We start from the raw sequence: 19,321 nt of genomic DNA, 5'->3' as shown, positions 1-19,321 counted from the left end.
CCAGCGAACGGCAGTCAGGTCACGGTGTCACGTGAGACCCGGCGTCCTGTCGGTCGCACGCTACATCACGCTTTAATGCGGTCGCCCTCGCCTGGAGCCGACTCTTGTCGCTCGGCCGCGACCAGCCGCGCGCCGAGCTCGCGGACCCGGAACTCCTCGGCCAGACCGCGCACCTCCCGGATCCACGGCGCGAGCCGCGGATCCTCCGCCTCGAGCGCGGCGAGCCGCTGCAGGAGATCCTGGAGGCGACCCCGCTCGACGAGATCGGCGAGGCGCGCGAGCTCCTCCGGGGGCGGCGAGGGCACCGCGCCGTGCAGCGACGCCCCGTCGCCGGCGCCGCCAGCGCCGCCAGCGACGCCGTCCACGCCGCGTGCGCGCTCGGGCGCCGCGCGCACCCAGGTGAGCGCGAGGCGGCGCTCGAGCTGCTCGAGCAAGGCGCCGAGATCGATCGGCTTCGGAAGGAAGCCGTCGCAGCCGGCGGCCTCGCTGCGCGCGCGCTCGGGCGCCTCCACGCTGGCCGACGTGGCCACGATGGGCAGGCCGGCGAGCCCCGGGATCCGGCGGATCCTGCGCGCCGCCTCGTCGCCGCCGAGATCGGGCATGCGCAGGTCCATCAGCACGAGGTCCGGCCGGCGCTCCGCCGCGAGCGCGACAGCCGCCTCGCCGCCCGCGGCCTCGACGACCTCGAGGCCGAGCGGCACCAGCACGTCCCGCAGGAAGGCGCGGTTGTCCTCGTGGTCGTCGACCACGAGGATCGCCCGGCGCGCGCCCTCGTAGCCCGTGATCGCCCCGTCCCCGCGCCGCTCGCCGGCCGGCGCCGCGCCGGCGAGCACGGGCAGGTCGAGCGCCACGGTGAAGGTGCTGCCCTCGCCGGGCGCGCTCTCCACGTCGATGCGGCCGCCCATCTGGTCGACGATGTGGCGGGTGATCGCGAGCCCGAGGCCCGCGCCCTCCACGCGCGCGCGAAGGTCGCCGGCCTGCTCGAACGGCTCGAAGATGCGGGCGAGATCCGCCGCCGCGATGCCGGGGCCGGTGTCCTCGACGCGGAAGAGCACGCCGCCGGGCGCCTGTCCGTCGCGCGGCGCGACCCGGAAGGTCACCCGCCCCTCGCGGGTGAACTTGATCGCGTTGCCGAGCAGGTTGAGCAGCACTTGCGTGAGCCGCTTCTCGTCGGCGCGCACCCACGCCGGCGTGCCGTCCGCGATCTCGAGCACGAACGCGAGCCCCTTCGCCGCCGCGCGCACCTTGCACAGCTCCGCGACCGTGCGCGCAAGCGACGGCAGGTGGACGTCGCCCGGCGCGAGATCCAGCCGCCCTGCCTCGATGCGGGCGAGGTCGAGGACATCGTCGATCAGGGTGAGCAGGTGCTCGCCCGACCGGCGCACCACGTCGACGCCGGGTCGATCCTCCGGGGCGAGCCGCGCGGAGCGCTGGAGCAGCTGCGCGTAACCGAGGATGCCGTTGAGCGGCGTGCGCAGCTCGTGGCTCATGCTGGCGAGGAAGGTGGTCTTCGCCTGGTTCGCGGCGTCGGCGGCGTCCCTGGCGGCCGTGAGCTCGGCGGTGCGCTGCTCCACGAGCGACTCCAGCTCGCGCGTGCGCCGCCGCAGCGCCCGGAGCCGCAGGCGCATGCCGGCGTAGGCGAGCCCGGAGAGCGCCGCGGCGTAGCCGAGGTACGCCCAGGTCGTGCGCCACGGCGCGGGCCGGACCTGGAAGGCGACGCTCGCCGGGCCGGCGACGTTGCCGGCGTGATCGCGGCCCCACACCTGGAAGGTGTACCGGCCGGGCGCGAGGTTCGTGTAGCGCGCGCTCGCCTCCGCGGTCCACGCGCTCGGCGCCGCGTCGAAGCCGACGAGCTGGGTGCGGTAGCGCGTGCTGCGCTCGTGGAAGAGGCTCAGCAGCGTGTACGCGAACGAGGCGGTGTTCTCGTCCCACGCGAGCGACGCGCCGGGGGAGAGGGCGAGCGCGCCGCCCGCCGCGCGCGCCTCGAGCGCGAGCGGCTTCGGCGCGGCGTTCGGGATCTCCTCGGCCGGATCGAGCACCGCCACGCCGCCGGTCGTGCTCGCCCAGACGCGGCCCCGGCTGTCTACGAGCGAGCCGTTCTGGTTGCACTCGTTGCTCGGCAGCCCGTCGTCGGTGGTGAAGGTGTAGGCGGCGAGCTCGGCGGGATCGTCGGGCGTGGGTGCGCGCGGGGTGAAGCGGGTGACGCCCTGGTCGGTGAAGGCGTAGACCCGGCCCTGCGCGTCCGAGCGCACGCCGTAGACAATGCCGTCCGGCAGCGCCGGCCGGGACGGTTCGTTCAGCGGATCGAGCCACGCCTCCGCGTCGAGGTCGTAGCGCGAGATCCCGCCCTGGGCGCCGATCCAGAGCACCCGCGCGCCGCGCGTGTCCCTGAGCTCGGCGAGCGCGCCGATGGCGTCCGAGGCGAGCGGCGCGCTCGCCGCGGTGTAGCTCCGCCACTGCCCGTCTTCGAGCCGCGAGAGCCCCTTCATGGTGCCGAACCAGGTGGAGACCTTCCCGCCCGCGCCCGCGGTCTCGAGGATGCTGGTCACGTGGTCGTCCGCGAGGGGCACCTGCGCCTTCGTGAAGACCTGCCACGCGCCGTCCACATCGAGGCGCGCGGCCCCGCCGACCGTCCCGATCCAGAGCGCGCGCCCGTCGCGGGACTCGGACAGCCACCAGATGCCGTTGTGAGGGAGCGGCGAGCTCTGCATCGTGTACGTGGTGAGCTGCGCGCCGGTCCAGCGGTGGAGCCCGGTGGTGTCGCTGCCGATCCAGACCACCCCGGGCTCGCGCGAAGAGGGCAGGAGGAAGCTCACGAGGTCGCCGAGCTTGCCGGCGAGCTCGGGGGCGTCGAGCGGCGAGAAGCCTTGCCCCGAGGACCGCGCCACGGTGTTGTTCAGGGCCACCCAGAGCTCGGGAGGGCCGCCCTGGGCTCCCGGCGCGCGCACCTCGGCGAGGGACGTGATGCTGCCCGACAGGCCCGCGCTCCGCTGCGTGAACCCGACCCATCCGTCGTGCCGCAGGCGCGCGAGGCCGCCGGCGTTGGTGCCGATCCAGAGCGTACGCCCGCCGTGCGCCTCGGAGGTCGCCGCGAGCGCCATCACGTGGTCGTCCGGCAGGGTCGAGTTCGTCTTCGTGAGCGACGTCCACGTCCCGCCCGTGAGCCGCGCGAGGCCGCCGCCGTACGTGGCGGCCCAGAGCGTGCGCGCGCCCGTGCCGCTCACCGTCTCGGCGAGCGCCCGCACAGGCTGCGCCAGGGCCGGCACGCTCGCCGGGGTGACGCTCTCCCACCGCCCGCCCGCGAGCCGGGCGACGCCTGCGCGCGTGCCTGCCCAGAGCACGCGGCCGCCCGCTTCCCCGGCGGTCTCGAGCAGGCTCACGACCGTGTCGTTGGGCAGCCCCTCCGCGGTCGTGGCAAAGCGGGCGCAGCCGCGGTCGCCGCAGCGGAAGAGGCCCGCGCCCGTGCCGGCCCAGAGCGCCGGCTCCCCGCCGGGGAGCGCCGTCGGGTGCAGCGCGCGCACGTCGGGGTGCTCGAAGCCGGGGCCGAGGTCGATGCGCGTGAACCGCTCGCCGTCGAGCCGGTAGAGGCCGTCCGTCGTCCCGGCGAAGAGCGCGCGCCCTCGGCCCGTGGGCGCCTCGAGGAGCGTCCGGATCGGCCTCTCGGACGCGAGCCCCTCGGCGGCCCCGAAGCGCGTGAAGCGCCCCTCGGCGTAGCGGAGGATCTGGCCGGTCATCATCCCGAACCAGACGGCGCCGTCCTGCCCCGTGGCGACCGCCTGCACCCAGCTCGACCCCCCGCCGGTCGGCAGCGGAAGCGGCGTGAAGCGGCGCCCGTCGTAGGACGCCGCGCCGCCCTGGGTGCCGATCCAGAGGCGGCCGCCGGGCTCGAAGGCGATGGAGTTGATGGTGATCTGGGGGATGCCGTCCTCCGCGTCGAAGACGCGCATCCACGGCACGCCGCGCGCCCGGAGGTCGCCCGCGGCGGGCGCGGGCGCGCCGCCGGCGGCGAGCGCGGGTGACGACGCGACGGCCATGCCGAGCCCGAGCGCGGCGAGCAGGCGCCCACGTGATGAGGGAGACCGGCCAGCCATGCGGCCGCATACTAGGATTTTCGCATAGGACCAAGATCCCCGGTAGCTCGGCAGCCGGGTGAAGGAAGCGCCGCTGGCCGACAGGAGGCTACATCTCTGCCAGCGCCGCCTCGAGCTGCGGGTACATCGCGATGAACGCGTCGAGGCGCATCTTCCTGAAGTCGTTCGCGACCACGATCTGCTCGCCGAGCTTCAGGGTCTTGTCCTGCCGGAGCCCCCCTCCCGTCGTGTGCTTGGGCCACGCGACCTCGCCCGCGGGCGTGCCGTTCTCCGCGAAGGAGAACCAGTAGCCGCTGACCTTCGCGGACATCGCCCGATCGGCCGCGGTGAACCTGTCCCTGATCCCCCCGAACGGGAAGAGGATCTCGCCGCCGTGCGGGACGCCGAAGGGCTGGTCGGCGCGGTCGATCTCGGGGACGTAGCTGAAGTAGTACCACCGGCTGTCGGCCACGCCGGAGTGTTTGTCCGCGATCCACCGGGCCTGCATGGTGAACAGCATGTCGCGCAGCACCAGGCCCGCGAAGCGGCTCGGGTCCTCGAGGTCCTCGTCGGTCACCTCGGGGTCGCTGCGGTAGAGGCTCTTCAGGTACGCCAGGGCCTTCTCGGCGTCCTCCCCTCCCTTCTCGAGGATGGCCGCCATGATCGCCGCCGGATCCATGTTGAACGCGTCGAGCACGCTCGTCTCATGGCTGTTGCTGCCGATGACGAGCGGCCGGCGCGCCTGCTCGCCGGCCTCGAACGTGGCCCTGATCGCCGTCGGCAGCACCACGTCGCCGTGCACGGGGCTCGGCCCCAGGAACGGCACCTGGCCCCGCGGGTTGTCCGGGGTCGGCATGAACTTCGCGGAGAACTTCTCCGCCGGCACCGCCCGCAGCTCCTCTGCCGTCGCATGCTCGCCGTTCAGCTTGAACAGCCCCCTGGCGATCTTGACCCCGAGCTCGTTCGCCTTCTCCCGGCTCTGCTCCGGGATCGCATAGGGGCTCTGCGCGATGCCCTTGTGAAACAGGGCCGGCTCCCTGTTCCTCGTGAGGGGCGAGGCGAACAGGGCGAGGACGCTCTCGCCCCCCGCCGACTGGCCGAAGATCGTGACGTTGCCAGGATCGCCGCCGAACGCCGCGATGTTGCGCTGCACCCACTCCAGCGCGGCGATCTGATCGAGGATGCCGAAGTTGACCGGCCCCAGGCGACGCTCCTTCTCCAGGCCCGGATGGGCGAAGAACCCGAGGAGGCCCACGCGGTAGTTGAAGGTCACCACCACGGCGCCCTTCCTGGCCAGGGCAGCCCCGCGGAACATCTTGTCGCTGCCGACGCCGATCTTGAAGGCGCCGCCGTGGATCCACACCATCACGGGCTTGAGCGCGCCGGGCTCCACGCCGCTCGTCCAGACGTTCAGGTACAGGCAGTCCTCGCTCTGCGGCCCCACGGAGCCCGCGCCATCCATGGAGGGATACGTGGGCTGGAGGCAGGCCTTGCCGAAGGTGTCGGCCTTGCGGGTCTCCTTCCAGGGCTCGACCGGCTGGGGCTCCTTCCAGCGCAGGGGGCCCACCGGCGGCGCGGCGTAGGGGATGCCCTTGAACACGAGGATTTCGCTCTCGACGACGCCCTGGATCGGGCCCTCTGTCGTGGTGATGACCGGCGTGCTGTTGGTTGTCATGGATTCGTCTCCTTTGGTCTTCTTGATGCTCGTCTGGCGCGCCGGAGCGCGCCCCGGGAAAAGCTGAAGAGAGATGGCGCGATGAGATCGGCGCCCCGCGGCCCGCGCCGCGCGCTCATCGGGGACTGGCTGTCTGCTCCTCCTCGACGTCCTTGAACCGCTCCTCCAGCCACGTGGTCAGGCTCGGGAGGTCCGTGTCCATCAGGCCGAAGTGGAACCCGAGCTCGACGGGATCGTGCGTCGACGAGACCTCCTCGTACTCCTTGTAGGTCACGTTGGCGGGGCCGTTCAGCGCGGCGAGCTGGTGGTGGAGCGTCCTCGTGAAGTCCGCCCGGATGCGGGGATCCTTCGCGCCCTGGGAGATCCGGATGGGGGCGAGGATCCGGAGGGCCGGGTTCATGAGCTCGAGCTGGTCGAAGAACGCCTTCTTGCTGGGATTCGGGCCTGGGTTCAGCTGCTCGGTCCCCTTGAGCCCGCCCCAGGAGTCCTCCTTGGCCAGCTCGATCCGCGCCTTCTCGTGGATGTGGGGCCACACGCTGTAGGCCTTCACGGTGAGGAGCTCCTCCGGGTTGATGTTCGGGTTGCCGGCGATGGCGCCCGCCAGGAACAGCGCGGTGAAGGCGAAGCCCGGCTGCGCGTAGTTCAGGGTGGTGCCGGCGGCGACGAGGAGGTGGACCCCCGAGGCGGGGGCCATCGCCGCGACGCCGCGCAGGTCGAGCTCGGGAGTCCAGATGGGCGCGTGGTACCCGCCGAACAGCGCCGCCTGGCCGCCCTGGGAGTGGCCCACGATCGCGAGCTTCTTCGAGAGCTCCGCCGGGTAGAGCCGCCGCGCGGCGCGCGCGATGTCGAGGATGCCGTGCCCCTCGGACTCGCCGAGCAGGTACGGGTGCAGCCCGCCTGTGCCGAGCCCCTCGTAGTCGGTCATCACCACGGCCCAGCCCCTGTCCAGGAACGCGCTGAGCAGCCCGTGCGGGTGCTCGTTGAAGGGGTGCGCCGGCGACGTGATCGTGTCGCGCGACGGCGCGCACGTGTCCGCGCAGCCGACCGTCCCGTGCGCCCAGCTCACGATCGGATAGCCGCCCTCCGGCGGAGCCTTGTGAGGCAGCGCGATGATGCCGGAGACCGCGATCGCCTTGCCGTGGACGTCTCTGGAGCGGTAGAGCACGAGCTGATTGACCCGCGCCTTGGCGAGCGCCGCCGGGCCCGTGAGCGGCCGCGACCAGATCACCTCGCCGTGCTCGCCTTCGAGCGGCAGATCCGGACGGTAAAATGTGTCGTCGTCGGGGACGGTCACGCTGGACGTCATGGCTTCTCTCTTTGCAAGTGGATTGTTGATGCCTCCGCGCATCGCCGCGAGGCCCGCCGGTTGTAGCCCCGGGTCATGGCCCTCGCTATGGGACCTTGGTCCCATGGCCCCCGCAGCCCGCATGGCAAGAAGTAGGACCAAGGTCCCATAGGCAGCGCCGACGCGCTGTTGTAATCCGTTCACCTCGGCTCGCCGCAGGGCTCCGGTCTTCGTTCCGGGAGCGACGCCGGAAGGTTCGACGCCTTGCGAGGCCGATCCCAGGCGCCGACCTCTACCTCATTCACATCGTGTTTTCCTTTTCAAAGGCATCGGAGGACCCGTATGCATAACCGACACCTCGTTCCACTCCTCTTAGGCCTTCTTCTCGGCGTCGCCGCCTGCGATGGCGTTCGAAGCGTCCGTCGTGAACCGATGACGTGCGTCTGAGGCGCCGCCGCCCGGGCCCACGTCGGGAAGAGTGCACAGGGATCGAACCGCATCATGGATGGGTGACGATGAGGAAGGCGCCGAGTTTGGGAGAAGAATTGCAGACGCCCATCGTGGGGAAGGGTCCTGAGACCGAATCCGTATCGTGCTCGACACGAGCCGGGATTCACGCCGTTTGGGTCCGCGGGAGGGCTCTGCGACGCCCAATGCCAGGCCGGTGAAGCTGGGCTCACGCGATGACGCCCCCGAGGTCGGGCGCCGGACCACGAAGGACGCGCTCTTGTTCGATAGTGGGGACACAAGCCTGGAAGGCTACGCTCTAGAACGGCAAACATGCTAAAAAATTGTTTAATCGCTATGCCCCGCGGGACACATAGCGCGCTGCGAGAGCGCGGGCATGGTCGCACCGAGGCAGCCGAGCATCATCTCAACTTGATTTACAGTTTGGGGAGCAATCATCTTGACGCCTCCCAGGAGTGGAACTAAAGAAGGTCACGAGTCGGGCCGCTCGACCGACGTGCGAGGCGAGCCAAGCATCGACTCACCCAGGCGCGTGACGGCGGCACGGATTTGCCCCGTCCGTATTGAAGTACCGCCGGCCGGCGCCGGCGGCTGCGATATCTCTATCCAGGCAGAGAGGTAAGTATGGCAAAAGGTGCACTTGGTTATTCGAGTCAGTTCGACAACGCGAAGATCATCGATCCGCCGGACAGTGTGCCATTGAAGTTTCCCGGTGACCCGCTGACGGCGCGTGTCTGGGGAGTGGTCGTCAATGGCACAGACAGGGTCGTGCGGCTCTATCCTTACGATGGCTACCCCGACAGGCAATGGAACAGCGACACCGATGTCGTCTATCCGGGCCAGGAAGTACGTGTGAAGCCGTTCCGCAGTTTCTGGTTCGAGCCCGATACCAACCTCGCCTTCACCTACACCGACGCAAAGGGGGTGCGGCAGACCGTGGCAGGTACCCCTCCATCAGGTAGGATCCAGGTGACAGCCGCGCCGGCTCGGCCCCCTTTCGAGAATCGCACCGGCTACACCGTGCGTCTCTACGCACCGTACAGCTACGAGATTCCGACGAGCCAGCAAGAGCAAGAACGGAATCCGAGCTTTGGCAGGGGCTCGGGAGAGGCCTGGTGGGACATTGCGCCTGGAGGGTCCTACACCTCGAATTTTCCCGTAGCCAGCTTCGAATTCCTTCGCGTGGACCTACAGGTTTCTGGTCAGGTTGTCGAAGCGATCAAAGTCGAGCGGTAGCCGTAAGCCGAACAGCGCCCTCACGCGTGTCAACCGTTTCATGAGCGCCTGTTCCTGCCGCGACAGCTCCACCGGCGGCGTCGCCGGCCGAGAGGCGCTCCTGCGCCGCGTCCAGCAGCCGGCGTTCCTCCATGAACGCGTCCTCCCGCTCGCTGGCCGGCGGCGCCGCGCGAGATCAGGGATCAGGGCCCTGGAGCCGGTCCACGAGCCGCACGAGCTCCGCCACCGACGCCACGCCGAGCTTCTCCATCACCCGACCGCGATGCACCTTGATCGTCTTCTCCGCCGCGCCGAGCTCCTCGGCGATCTGCTTGTTCATGAGGCCCCGCGCCACGCGCAGGCAGACCTCGCGCTCGCGCTGGGTGAGCGCATCGAAGCGCGTCCGGAGCGACTGCTGCTCACCCCGCGCCGCGCGCACCGCGGCGTCGCGAGCGATGGCGCGCTCGACGGCCGCGAGCAGGACGGTGTCGTCGCAGGGCTTGGTGAGGAAGTCGATCGCGCCCGTCTTCATCGCCCGCACCGAGCTCGACACGTCGCCGTGGCCGGTCAGGAACACGATCGGGAGGAGACATCCCCGGCGCACCAGCGCTTCCTGCAGCTCCAGCCCGCTCAAGCCAGGCATGCGCAGATCGACCACCACGCAGCCCGGCCGCTCCGAGGGCGCGCCCTCCAGGAACGCGGCGGGCGACGCGTGCGCCTCCACCGCATAGCCCGCCGCGCGCAGCAGCCGGTCCATGGCGCGCAGCACCGAGGCATCATCGTCCACCACAAACACCGTGGGTTCGGTCGCGATCATGGCAGCGATCGTATCCCATCCACGCGGGCTCGGGTTGGGCGCGGTCGATTGCGTGACCAAGCCGTTCGTCCGTGAGGAGCTCGTGGCCCGCGTGCGGACGCAGCTCTTGATGCGCGCAGCAACGAGCGCGCTCTCCGCGGCGGAGAGCGCGCTCTCAGAGAAGAACGACGAGCTCACGCGCGCCCGGGCCTCGATGGATCTCGCGGCCTCGCTCGCGCACGAGCTGAACCAGCCGCTCACCGCCGTCCTGAGCAACGCGCAAGCGGCGCAGCGGCTACTCTCGCGCACCCCGTCGAATCTCGCCGAGGTGCGCGCCGCGCTCGAGGATATCGTGGCGGACGATCGCCGCGCCGGGATGCTCGTCCACCCGATGCGCACGACGCTCCGCAGGCGCGACGTCAGCGCGGCTGCGCTGGACGTCTGCGAGCTCGTCCGCGAGGTGATCCCAAGCCGGCGGGGACGTCAACAGCGGACAGGCGGACGGCACCGAGCCGCTTGACGCGCCGCGCGTCGCGCACTCCCCTGTTCTGACCATGGCGCCGGCCCGCCCCGCGCTCGTCCTGCTCGTGGACGACGACCCCGCCAGCCTGAAGCTCCTCTCGGAAGCCCTCGCGGGCCTGCCGCTCACCCTGGCGGTGGCGACCGACGGGGACATGGCGCTGCGGCAGATCCGGCGCGAGCTGCCCGATCTCGTCCTGCTCGACGCCTTGATGCCGGGCCTCGACGGCTTCGAGGTCTGCCGCCGGTTGAAGGCGGCCCCGGAGACGTGTGACGTGCCGGTCCTCTTCATGACCGTGCTCGCGGACACGGCGAGCCGGGTGCGCGGCCTGGAGCTCGGCGCGGTCGATTACGTGACCAAGCCGTTCGTCCGCGAGGAGCTCGTGGCCCGCGTGCGGACGCAGCTGTCGATCCGCGCGGCGGCCAGCGAGCTCTCCGCGGCGGTGCGGGCGCTCTCGGAGAAGAACGAGGAGCTCGCGTGCGCCCGGGCGTCGCTGGAGATCGAGGTGGCGCGGCGGACGGAGGAGCTGCGCGCGCAGAGCCGGCGCCTCGAGCGCGAGCTCGAGCTGAACCGAGCCGCCGAGCTCAAGGTGCAGAGGGCCCACGACCAGCTCGCGCACCTGAACCGGGTCTCGGCCGTGAGCGAGCTCGCGGCCTCGCTCGCGCACGAGCTGAACCAGCCGCTCGCCGCCATCCTGAGCAACGCGCAGGCCGCGGAGCGGCTGCTCGCGCAGACCCCGCCGGGCATCGCCGACGCGCGCGCGGCGCTCGACGATATCGTGGCGGACGATCGCCGGGCCGGGCAGGTCATCCAGCGGATCCGCGCGATGCTCCGCAAGGGCGAGCTCAGCGTGGCCGCGATGGACCTGAGCGAGCTCGCCCGCGAGGTGGTCCGGCTCGTGGCCAGCGCCGCGCTCCTCGCGGGCACGACCGTGCGGCTCGATCTCGCGTCGGGCCTGCCCCACGTGCATGGTGACGGGATCCAGGTCCAGCAGGTGCTGCTGAACCTGCTCGTCAACGCGCTCGACGCGGTCTCCCGCCGTCCCCCCGAAGCGCGCCTCGTGGTGGTGCGCACCCGCCCGGCCGACGGAAGGCACGTCGAGCTGTCCGTCGCGGACTCCGGCGATGGCGTCGCGCCCGAGGATCTCGAGCGCATCTTCGAGCCCTTCGTCACGTCGAAGCCCCACGGGCTCGGCGTGGGCCTCGCCATCAGCCGCTCGATCATCGAGGCGCACGGTGGGCGGCTGTGGGCGGAGTGCAGGCCCGGCGAGGGGGCGACGTTCCGCTGCGCGCTCCCGGCCTGGGATCAGGGCGCGCGCCCCGCGGGGTAGTCCTGAGCCTGAGGGGAGCGGGACGTCTCGCTGTGGGACCATGGTCCCATTGCAGGCGGCGGGGGCTGCTGTCACAGATCCAACGAGGCTCGGTTCCGCCATGGCAGCACGACCATCCCACGCTCAGATCGGTGAGCGGAGCGACGGCGGCGGCGCGATGGATGCGCCCGCGAACCCGCTGGCCTCCGGCGCCAGGCTGGCGGCGGCCCGCCCCGCGCTCGTCCTGCTCGTGGACGACGACCCCGGCAGCCTCGAGCTGCTCTCGGAGGCCCTCGCGGGCCAGCCGTTCGACATCGCGGTGGCCGGCGACGGGGAGGCGGCGCTCGCGCAGATCCGGGGCGAGGTGCCTGATCTGGTCCTGCTCGACGCGGAGATGCCGGGCCTGGATGGCCTCGAGGTCTGCCGCCGGCTGAAGGCGGATCCGGCGACGCACGAGATCCCCGTCCTCGTCATGACCACGCTTGCAGATACGGCGAGCCGGGCGCGCGGGCTGGAGCTCGGCGCGGTCGATTGCGTGACCAGGCCGTACCTGCGCGAGGAGCTCGTGGCCCGCGTGCGGACGCAGCTCGCCCTGCGCGCGGCGGCGCGGGCGCTCTCGGCGATGGGCGAGGAGATCGCGCGGGTCCAGTCCTCGCTGGAGAGCGAGGTGACGCGGCGGACCGAGGCGCTGCGCGCGGAGTGCCGGCGCCTCGAGCGCAAGCTCGAGCTGAACCGGGCCGCCGAGCTCGAGGCGCAACGGGCCCAGGACGAGCTCGCGCACCTCAACCGGGTGTCGGCGATGAGCGCGCTCGCGGCCTCGCTCGCGCACGAGCTGAACCAGCCGCTCGCGGCCATCCTGAGCAACGCGCAGGCGGCGCTGCGGCTGCTCGCGCAGACCCCGCCCGACATTGCCGAGACGCGCGCCGCGCTTGACGATATCGTGGCGGACGACCGGCGCGCCGCGAAGGTCATCCAGCGGATGCACGCGGTGCTCCGCGAGGGCGAGCTCAGCGTGGCCGCGCTGGACCTGAGCGAGCTCGTCCGCAAGGTGATCCAGCTCGTGGCCAGCGCCGCGCGCCGCGCGGGCGCGACCGTGCGGCTCGAGCTCGCGCCGGGCTTGCCGCGCGCCCGGGGGGACGGGGCCCAGCTCCAGCAGGTGCTCCTGCACCTGCTCGTCAACGCGCTCGACGCGGTGTCCCGCCGCCCGCCCGGCGCGCGCGTGGTGGTGGTGCGGGCGCAGTCGGGCGGAGCGGGCTGCCTGGAGCTCTCCGTGGCGGACTCCGGCGAGGGCATCCCGCCCGAGGACGTCGAGCGGGTCTTCGAGCCGTTCTTCACGTCGAAGGCGCAGGGGCTCGGCGTGGGCCTCGCCATCAGCCGCTCGATCATCGAGGCGCACGGAGGCCGCCTGTGGGCGGAGTGCAGGCCCGGCGAGGGGGCGACGTTCCGCTGCTTGCTGCCGGCCTGGGACGAGGACGCGCCTCCCGCAGGGTGAGCCCGGCGGGCCGCGTCGGCGCCCTGGCGACGGCGGGCCGGGGGTTCAAACATCCCCGGCCCGCCGGACGTGACCAACGACCTACCTTTCCAGCGTCACCACGGCGCGTGGTCGGGCGCGGCTCCTCACGGGAGCGCCACGATCCAGTCGTTCCACACGCGGGTCGCCTGGAAAGCGGCCATGTGCTTGTGCTTCGCCGGCACGAAGTCGGTTTTGAGCTCGATCGTCTCCCCCAGGAGCAGCGTCCTGTCCTGCCCCTCCTTGTGCTGCTCCCAGGCCGGGTTCCCCGCGCAGCTGGGCGTACCGGTGCGGGCGAACTGGAGCCAGTACTTGCTGACGCGCCGCGAGAGCTCTCGGTCCTTTTCCGTGAGGAGTCCCTGCGTGGGCGGGCATAGGTCGCCCGTGCCGAGGACGATCGTCGGCCACTCGCAGGGAGGTCAGGCCGCGCTGTTCGGTGCGCACCACGCGCCCATCTGGACACCCGAGCTCGATCTGCGCGGCGTCGCGGCGCTGGCCCCTGCCTCCATGCGCCGCTGATATCTGCGACGGATCGCGCCATGTGGTCCTGAGCTGCTTGTCTTTCGTCGCCTCGACTTTCGAGGTGGGGGCGCGCGGTGCTGGCGTATCGCTGGCACGCGGAGCTGGGCGCCGCGAGGCTGCTGTCGAGGGAGCCGCTGCGCGCCCGGATCCGTGCGCGACACGATGGTCTGAGTGTTGCTGAATGAGTGTTGCTGAAGAAGCAGCCGCGCTGAATCGGTGCTCGATTCCGAGCAACGCGCGGGGGGAGCGCGCCGGAGAGACGCCGAGATCAGCGGTCGAGGAGCGACATCGCGGCAGCGGCGTCAGGGCACGCAGGTTGCAGAGTGCCGCGCGCCAGCACGGCCATCGATCTCACACCGGCGACATCGGCGCGCCCAACCCCTTTCCGGAGTCTTTCATGACTGACCGTATCGCTCGTCTCAAGGCCTCGCCCTCCGTGGCTGTCAAGGAGAAGCTCGATTACCCCGTCATCGACACGGACATCCACACCAACGATTACTCGCCGGCGCTGGAGGATTTCGTCGCCACGTACGGAGGCGCCAAGCTCGTCGACGACCTGCGCAAGGCGCTGAGCTCCCGCCGCCGCAACGCCGAGAACAGCAGCGGCAAGGACTGGTACAGCCAGACCCCCGAGGAGCGGCAGCACTACCGCACCGTCAGGTCGCCGTGGTGGGCGCGGGTGACGCGCAACACGCTGGACGTGGCCACGTACCACCTGCCGGAGCTGCTCGCCGAGCGCCTGGAGGAGCAAGGCTCCGATTACTCGGTCCTGTTCCCGAACAACACCCTCGCGCCGCTCGCCGTGAAGGACCCGGGCGCGCGGCAGGCGCTCCAGCGCGCGATCAACCACTACCACGCGGAGCTGTTTCGCAAGTACAGCGACCGCCTCACCCCGGTCGCCGGCATCCCCCTGAACACGCCCGAGGAGGGGATCGAAGAGCTGGAGTTCGCCGTCAAGAAGCTGGGGCTCAAGGCGATCAACATCGCCGGCGGGGTGCGCCGCCCCATCAAGGCGATCGCGGAGAAGTACCCGCCGGCGCACCACCCGGAGATCGCGAAGTACGCGACGTACATCGACTTCTACGGCATCGACAGCGAGTACAACTACGATCCTTTCTGGGCGAAGGTGGTCGAGCTCGGCGTGCCTGTCCTCACCCATTACGGGAGCCAGGGCTGGACGGGGCGCGCGTCGATCAGCAACTACATGAACAACCACGTCGGCCACTTCGCCGACGGCTCGGAGGCGTTCGCCAAGGCGCTGTTCTTCGGCGGCGTCACCCGCCGCTTCCCCGGGCTGCGCATCGGCATGCTCGAAGGCGGGGCGGACTGGGGCGCGCGGGTCTACATCCACCTGGTCGACCGCTTCCAGAAGCGCGGCCCCGAGGGCCTCAAGCACTACGACCCCGCGGCGACCGATCGAGCGCTCTTCACCGAGCTCTTCCGGCGGTACGGCGCGGATCTCGCAAAGCTCGCAAACGGGCGCTCCATCGAGGGCGAGCAGCTGATCGCCGACACGCTGGGCGCCGGGTACACGAGCGACGCCCGCCAGCCCGCGCCGGAGTACCGCAACGACTTCGCGGCCGCGGGCATCGAGAAGATCGAGGACATCCGCGACCGCTGGGTGAACAACTTCTTCTTCGGATCCGAGTCGGACGACCGCACCATCGCGTCTGCGTTCAACGCCAAGGCGAACCCGCTCGGCGTGAAGATCAACGCCATCTACTCCTCCGACGTCGGCCACTGGGACGTCCCCGACCTGACCGAGGCGCTCGCGGAGAGCTTTCGCCTCGTGGAGGAGGGCGTCCTCAGCGCCGAGGACTTCAAGGCGTATGTGTTCGAGAACCCGTACAAGCTCTATACGGAGGCCAACGCGAGCTTCTTCAAGGGCACGCGGGTCGAGGAGAAGCTGAAGCGGAAGCAGGCGGCGAGCAGCGCCGGCGACGAGCGGCGCGGCCCGCAGCCGGGCGCGAAGGGCGAGGTTCTACCCGGCAAGCCGGTCGAAATACGCGCGTAGCGCCGCCCCGTCGAGCCCCGCCCCGAGCGCGAACATCAGCGCGAGCCTCGCCTTGGGCCCCGAGAGCGCGCCCGCGGCGATCACCCCGAGATCCCGGAGCCGCCGCCCGCCGCCGGGCGCGCCGTACGTCGGCGTGACCCGCCCGCCCGGGCAGCGCGAGCTCAGCACCACCGGCGTGCCGGCCTGCACCAGCGCGGCGATCACCCCCTCCCAGCTCCCGCAGACGTTCCCGGCGCCCGAGCCCTCGATCACCACCCCGCGCGCCCCGGCCGCGAGGATCGCGCGCAGCAGGAGATCGTCCATCCCGGACGCCATCTTGACGAGGTAGACCCGCGGCTCGGGCGGCGCGAGCGGCAGCGTCGGCGTCCTCGCGGGGCGCGCGTGGACGCGGACGCCCTCGCCGTCGACCCAGCCGAGCGGCCCCACGCCCGGCGAGGCGAACGTGCCGAGCGCGGTCGTGTGGGTCTTCATCACGCACCGGGCCGCGTGGAGCTCGTCGTTCAGCGCGACGAGCACGCCGAGCCCCCGCGCCGAGGGCTCCACGGCGATCCGCGCGGCCGAGACGAGGTTGCGCGGGCCATCGGTCCCCGCGGTGCTCGCGTCCCGCATCGCGCCGGTGAGCACCACCGGCGTGTCCCCGTCGAGCAGCAGATCCAGCGCGAACGCCGTCTCCTCGAGGGTGTCCGTGCCGTGGGTGACGATGACGCCGGTCACCTCGGGATCGACCTGGAGATCGCGCACGGCGCGCGCGAGCGCCGCGATCCTGTCCGGGCCGAGGTTCCAGCTGCTCTCGAGGCAGAACTCGGTGACCGCGATCTCGGCGATGCGACCGAGCGCGGGCACGTCGGCGACGAGCTCCTCCGCGCGGACGGCGGGCACGGCGGCGCCCGTCTTCGGATCGACGCGGCTCGCGATGGTGCCGCCGGTGGTGACGAGGTGAACGCGAGGCATGGATAGTTGTTGGCGTGAACCCGATCACCGCATGTGCGAGAGCGGGAGCCCCGCGACGGGCGCGCGGAACGTGAGGAGATGGGGCATCGCCAGCGACCCCATGTAACACGTGCGGAGATCGGGGCCGCCGAACGCGATGCTCGTGGGCAGCTGAAGCGTGTTTCCCGCGCATGCGCCGAGATCGGCCGGCTCGATGGTGCCGTTCCTCTGCTTCAGGGTCATCGTCTCGAGGACGGCAGGGCGCGGATCCTCGAAGACGGTCTGGTAGCTGCCGTCGGGGAAGATCACCCCGAGGCCGTTGCGACAGACGGCCACCACCCAGATGTTGCCCTCGGCGTCGAAGGCGAAGCCATCCATGTACCCGCCGATGCCGAGGCTATCGGGCCCGAACTGCTCGGGATCGCCGAGGCTGCCGTCGTCGCGCACCGGGAACCGGAGGAGGCGGCCGGGGACGGTCTCGACGGCGTACAGGAACCGCTCGGCGGCGTCGAGGCGCACCTCGTTCGTCAAGCTGAGGCCGTCGGCCACGATGCGGGCGCCCTTCTCGTCGACGAGCACGATGTACCCGTCGCGGATGCTGCCCACGACCGCGGGCCACCACGGGAGCTGCCGTGTCGTGACGGAGATCCAGAGGCGATCCCGCGAGTCGATGAAGCAGAAGTTCACGGCGCCGAGCGGCTTGCCGTCGATGGAGTCGAGGAGGACCTCGGACCGGCCGTCGCGGTGGAGCTTGTGGATCTTGCCGCCGGACATGCTGGCGACGATGAGGTTGCCCTGCCGATCCATCGCCATGCCGTTCGGCTCGGGCACCTCCGGGCCGAGGGTCGCCTGCCTGCCATCGGGCTCGATGCGCGTCGCGATGCCGCGAGCGTCCGAGGTCCAGAGCGTGCCGCCGGGCTCGACGATCACGCACTCCGGCCGGACAAGGCCTTGCCCGACGTACTCGATCCGAGACAGCTCGAGGGTGAAACCCCTGACAGATGACATCCAGCGACCTCCCGGCACGGCGCCGCGCCGCGCCTTCTCGACGCGCGCGAGCATAACATCCCCCTCGCCGACGGGGACATCTCGAGCAGCCGCGCCGCCCCGGGCCGACAGGCTCGGGAACGAGACCGCTCAGGAGTTCGCCTTGAGCGCGGTGAACTCGCCTGGATCGTGGATGGTGGGGGGATTGACCCCGCCGCCGATGAAGTCCTCCGTCCGGTCGTACATGCCGAAGTGGGTCACCGGCCCCGAACCGCCGGGTGCCGGGAAACCATCCGCGCCTGCCTTGACCCCGAGGGCGTTCATCAAGCTGCAGAAGTACTTGTTGATGGGCGCGTTGGCGAGCGACGGATCGGTCCCCGTCTCCTGGGAGATCGCGTCGACCTCGTTCGAGGTGCCTTCGGTACACGTGATCTCGCTGGCGCCGGTCGTGAGATCGGGCGAGCCGTCATCGACGTTCACGGCCCAGCCGGTCTTGAAATAGCCGCCGGCGCTGCCGGCCTGGACGATCGGCAGGTTGTTGAGGTTGCGGGCGCAGCCGTCCGACACGTCCTGGAACCAGACGGCCGCGCAGCTGTCGAGGAGCGTGCCGTCGCCCTCCTCGATGCGGCTCAGCTGATCGACGAGGTGGGCGAATTTCCTCGCATAGTAGTCGTCGATCGTGAGGAGCATGTCGATCGCACCGGGGAGACAGGTGCCCGTCATGCCCGCATTGTCCAGGCGACGCGACAGACTGGCGCTCTCGTGCATCACGCCGAGCCCCTTGAAGACGTAGTTCCCGGGGTATTTCAGGAAGATGACGGGGTTCGCGTTGCACGCCGCCGCGAGCACGGCGAGGTTCGAACAGAGGTCCGCTCCGTCCAGAGTGTCGGAGATTCGCCGCGTCAGCCTGTCGTCGCCGCTCGGGAGCGTGCCCCACAGGTTGATGTTTTCTTGCGTCGCGCCGAGCGCCGTGGCGAGGGCCGTGTTGCACTGCGCAGAAGCCACCGCATTTCCTGTCGAGTTGATGAGCTCCTTCCAGGCTGAGAGCTTCTGCTTGTCGGCACGGCTCATGTCGAACCGCTCGAGCCTCTGCAGATCATCCTTCACGATGTCGAGGACGCTCTTGCCGCGCATCGCCGCGTAGGTGTCCGGAGACGTCGGCCTCCCCGGCTCGAAGATGCCCGTGAGGCCGCTGAAGACCTGCGACGCGTTGAGGCCCCTGAACGGTGTCTCGGCGGCGGAGTAGGAGATCGCCGACTGAGGGTTTTCATTCTGACCAGCCGTGTTCAAGAGCAACGGAGTGCCTTGCGGGCTGAGCTGCCGTGCGATGACGTGGTCCAGCGAGGGACCGGTCGGCTTGGCGTTGAACTTCGTCGCGGAGTCGAAGCTGAACGGGTCGTCGCTGTTGGGAGTCACCGGGTGGCAAGTGAAGTACGACCCGACCACCTGCGTGTGCGGATCGTTCCCCTGCCCCCGCTCCAGCGTCGCCGTCCACTCGTTCATCGCGCGGATGCCTCGGGGCATGAGGAGCTTGTCGACGTGAGGCGCCAGGTGCTTGAGCGTCGTCGACTGGAGGTCCGCGGCGGTGAGCGGGCCGTGCGACTTCTTCGGGAACCACCTCGTCGTGATGCAGCCATAGGGCGTGAACATCACGATCAGCCGCTTCGGCGGCGTGGCCGGCTGCGCCATCGCGGTGCGGTCGAGGATCGAGCCGAGGAACGGCGCCGCGACGCAAGCTCCGCCCAGCCCCCGGAGGAAAATTCTTCGGTTCATGCGCTTTGACATGGTCGTACTTTTCCTGCCTCAATGGACACAAACGCCCGGCTGCCACTCGGAACGCCCTCGGATGCCCGAGTTTGTCACGGCTCCATCCCCCATAATCTCCGCGGGTCCGTGAACGTATTTGGAATTCGCGCGGCCGGGCGCGTCCGACGAGCGGAAAGATGCCCCGCCGAGGCCGCGCACGCGTCGCACGGACCCGCACAGGCCGCATCGCAGCAGACCGAATCCGCGCAGAAGC

The 19,321-nt window shown here is 70.8% G+C and carries 14 protein-coding genes; 6 read left to right on the top strand and 8 right to left on the bottom strand.

All coding sequences use genetic code 11. The annotated features are described in order from the left end of the window. Positions 1-65: 65 nt before the first annotated feature. The 3 genes from WME82_RS18800 to WME82_RS18790 form a co-directional block, all read right to left on the bottom strand. Complete coding sequence (locus tag WME82_RS18800; protein ID WP_438043958.1) at positions 66-4,091, bottom strand: ATP-binding protein; 4,026 nt, start codon at positions 4,089-4,091, stop codon at positions 66-68. Between the two features lie 88 nt (positions 4,092-4,179). After that, positions 4,180-5,745, bottom strand: a complete 1,566-nt coding sequence (locus WME82_RS18795) for a carboxylesterase/lipase family protein (RefSeq protein WP_438043957.1) — start codon at positions 5,743-5,745, stop codon at positions 4,180-4,182. A 115-nt stretch (positions 5,746-5,860) separates the two neighbouring features. After that, positions 5,861-7,051 (bottom strand): lipase family protein, encoded by a 1,191-nt coding sequence (locus WME82_RS18790; protein ID WP_438043956.1) that lies wholly within the window; start codon positions 7,049-7,051, stop codon positions 5,861-5,863. Between the two features lie 1,071 nt (positions 7,052-8,122). On the opposite strand from WME82_RS18790, the gene WME82_RS18785 reads away from it, so the two are divergent. After that, positions 8,123-8,734: a hypothetical protein gene (locus tag WME82_RS18785; protein WP_438043955.1), complete on the top strand. Its 612-nt coding sequence runs from the start codon at positions 8,123-8,125 to the stop codon at positions 8,732-8,734. A gap of 175 nt (positions 8,735-8,909) precedes the next feature. Here the strand turns inward: WME82_RS18785 and WME82_RS18780 are convergent, their stop codons facing one another. After that, positions 8,910-9,530 (bottom strand): response regulator transcription factor, encoded by a 621-nt coding sequence (locus WME82_RS18780; RefSeq protein ID WP_438043954.1) that lies wholly within the window; start codon positions 9,528-9,530, stop codon positions 8,910-8,912. 52 nt (positions 9,531-9,582) lie between these two features. Here WME82_RS18780 and WME82_RS18775 point away from each other — a divergent pair, with 52 nt between their 5' ends. The 3 genes from WME82_RS18775 to WME82_RS18765 all read left to right on the top strand — a co-directional run bounded on the left by WME82_RS18775 (position 9,583) and on the right by WME82_RS18765 (position 12,830). Then, on the top strand, positions 9,583-10,029 hold the full coding sequence (locus WME82_RS18775; protein ID WP_438043953.1) for a histidine kinase dimerization/phospho-acceptor domain-containing protein: 447 nt from the start codon (positions 9,583-9,585) through the stop codon (positions 10,027-10,029). 34 nt (positions 10,030-10,063) lie between these two features. Next, positions 10,064-11,359 (top strand): hybrid sensor histidine kinase/response regulator, encoded by a 1,296-nt coding sequence (locus tag WME82_RS18770; protein WP_437746863.1) that lies wholly within the window; start codon positions 10,064-10,066, stop codon positions 11,357-11,359. Positions 11,360-11,459: 100 nt separating this feature from the next. Further along, positions 11,460-12,830, top strand: a complete 1,371-nt coding sequence (locus tag WME82_RS18765) for a hybrid sensor histidine kinase/response regulator (RefSeq protein WP_438043952.1) — start codon at positions 11,460-11,462, stop codon at positions 12,828-12,830. Positions 12,831-12,955: 125 nt separating this feature from the next. Here WME82_RS18765 and WME82_RS18760 read toward each other — a convergent pair whose 3' ends face one another. Then, entirely contained in the window at positions 12,956-13,246 is a 291-nt protein-coding gene (locus WME82_RS18760) for a carboxylesterase family protein (RefSeq protein WP_437873867.1), read from the bottom strand. On the opposite strand from WME82_RS18760, the gene WME82_RS18755 reads away from it, so the two are divergent. Together WME82_RS18755 and WME82_RS18750 are read left to right on the top strand one after the other, a co-directional pair. Further along, a complete protein-coding gene (locus WME82_RS18755; protein WP_438043951.1) occupies positions 13,212-13,367 on the top strand; it encodes a hypothetical protein in 156 nt (51 codons plus the stop codon). The two genes, WME82_RS18760 and WME82_RS18755, sit on opposite strands and share 35 nt — an antisense overlap. 400 nt (positions 13,368-13,767) lie before the next feature. Beyond that, the gene (locus WME82_RS18750) at positions 13,768-15,384 is read left to right on the top strand and encodes an amidohydrolase family protein (RefSeq protein WP_438043950.1); all 1,617 of its coding nucleotides are present in this window, start codon (positions 13,768-13,770) and stop codon (positions 15,382-15,384) included. Here WME82_RS18750 and WME82_RS18745 read toward each other — a convergent pair. The 3 genes from WME82_RS18745 to WME82_RS18735 all read right to left on the bottom strand — a co-directional run bounded on the left by WME82_RS18745 (position 15,352) and on the right by WME82_RS18735 (position 19,074). Next, positions 15,352-16,335, bottom strand: a complete 984-nt coding sequence (locus WME82_RS18745) for an asparaginase (protein WP_438043949.1) — start codon at positions 16,333-16,335, stop codon at positions 15,352-15,354. The two genes, WME82_RS18750 and WME82_RS18745, sit on opposite strands and share 33 nt — an antisense overlap. Positions 16,336-16,359: 24 nt before the next feature. Then, positions 16,360-17,322 carry an SMP-30/gluconolactonase/LRE family protein gene (locus tag WME82_RS18740; protein WP_438043948.1) on the bottom strand — a complete coding sequence of 321 codons (963 nt, stop codon included), beginning with the start codon at positions 17,320-17,322 and terminating at the stop codon, positions 16,360-16,362. Positions 17,323-17,451: 129 nt separating this feature from the next. Then, complete coding sequence (locus WME82_RS18735; protein ID WP_438043947.1) at positions 17,452-19,074, bottom strand: DUF1552 domain-containing protein; 1,623 nt, start codon at positions 19,072-19,074, stop codon at positions 17,452-17,454. Between the last annotated feature and the right edge of the window lie 247 nt (positions 19,075-19,321).

Origin of the sequence: Sorangium sp. So ce128 (assembly GCF_051525245.1) — a bacterium.
Lineage (GTDB): Bacteria > Myxococcota_A > Polyangia > Polyangiales > Polyangiaceae > Sorangium > Sorangium cellulosum_B.
Note: the sequence above shows the minus strand (reverse complement) of the source record. Positions and strands in the feature narration are given on the sequence as shown.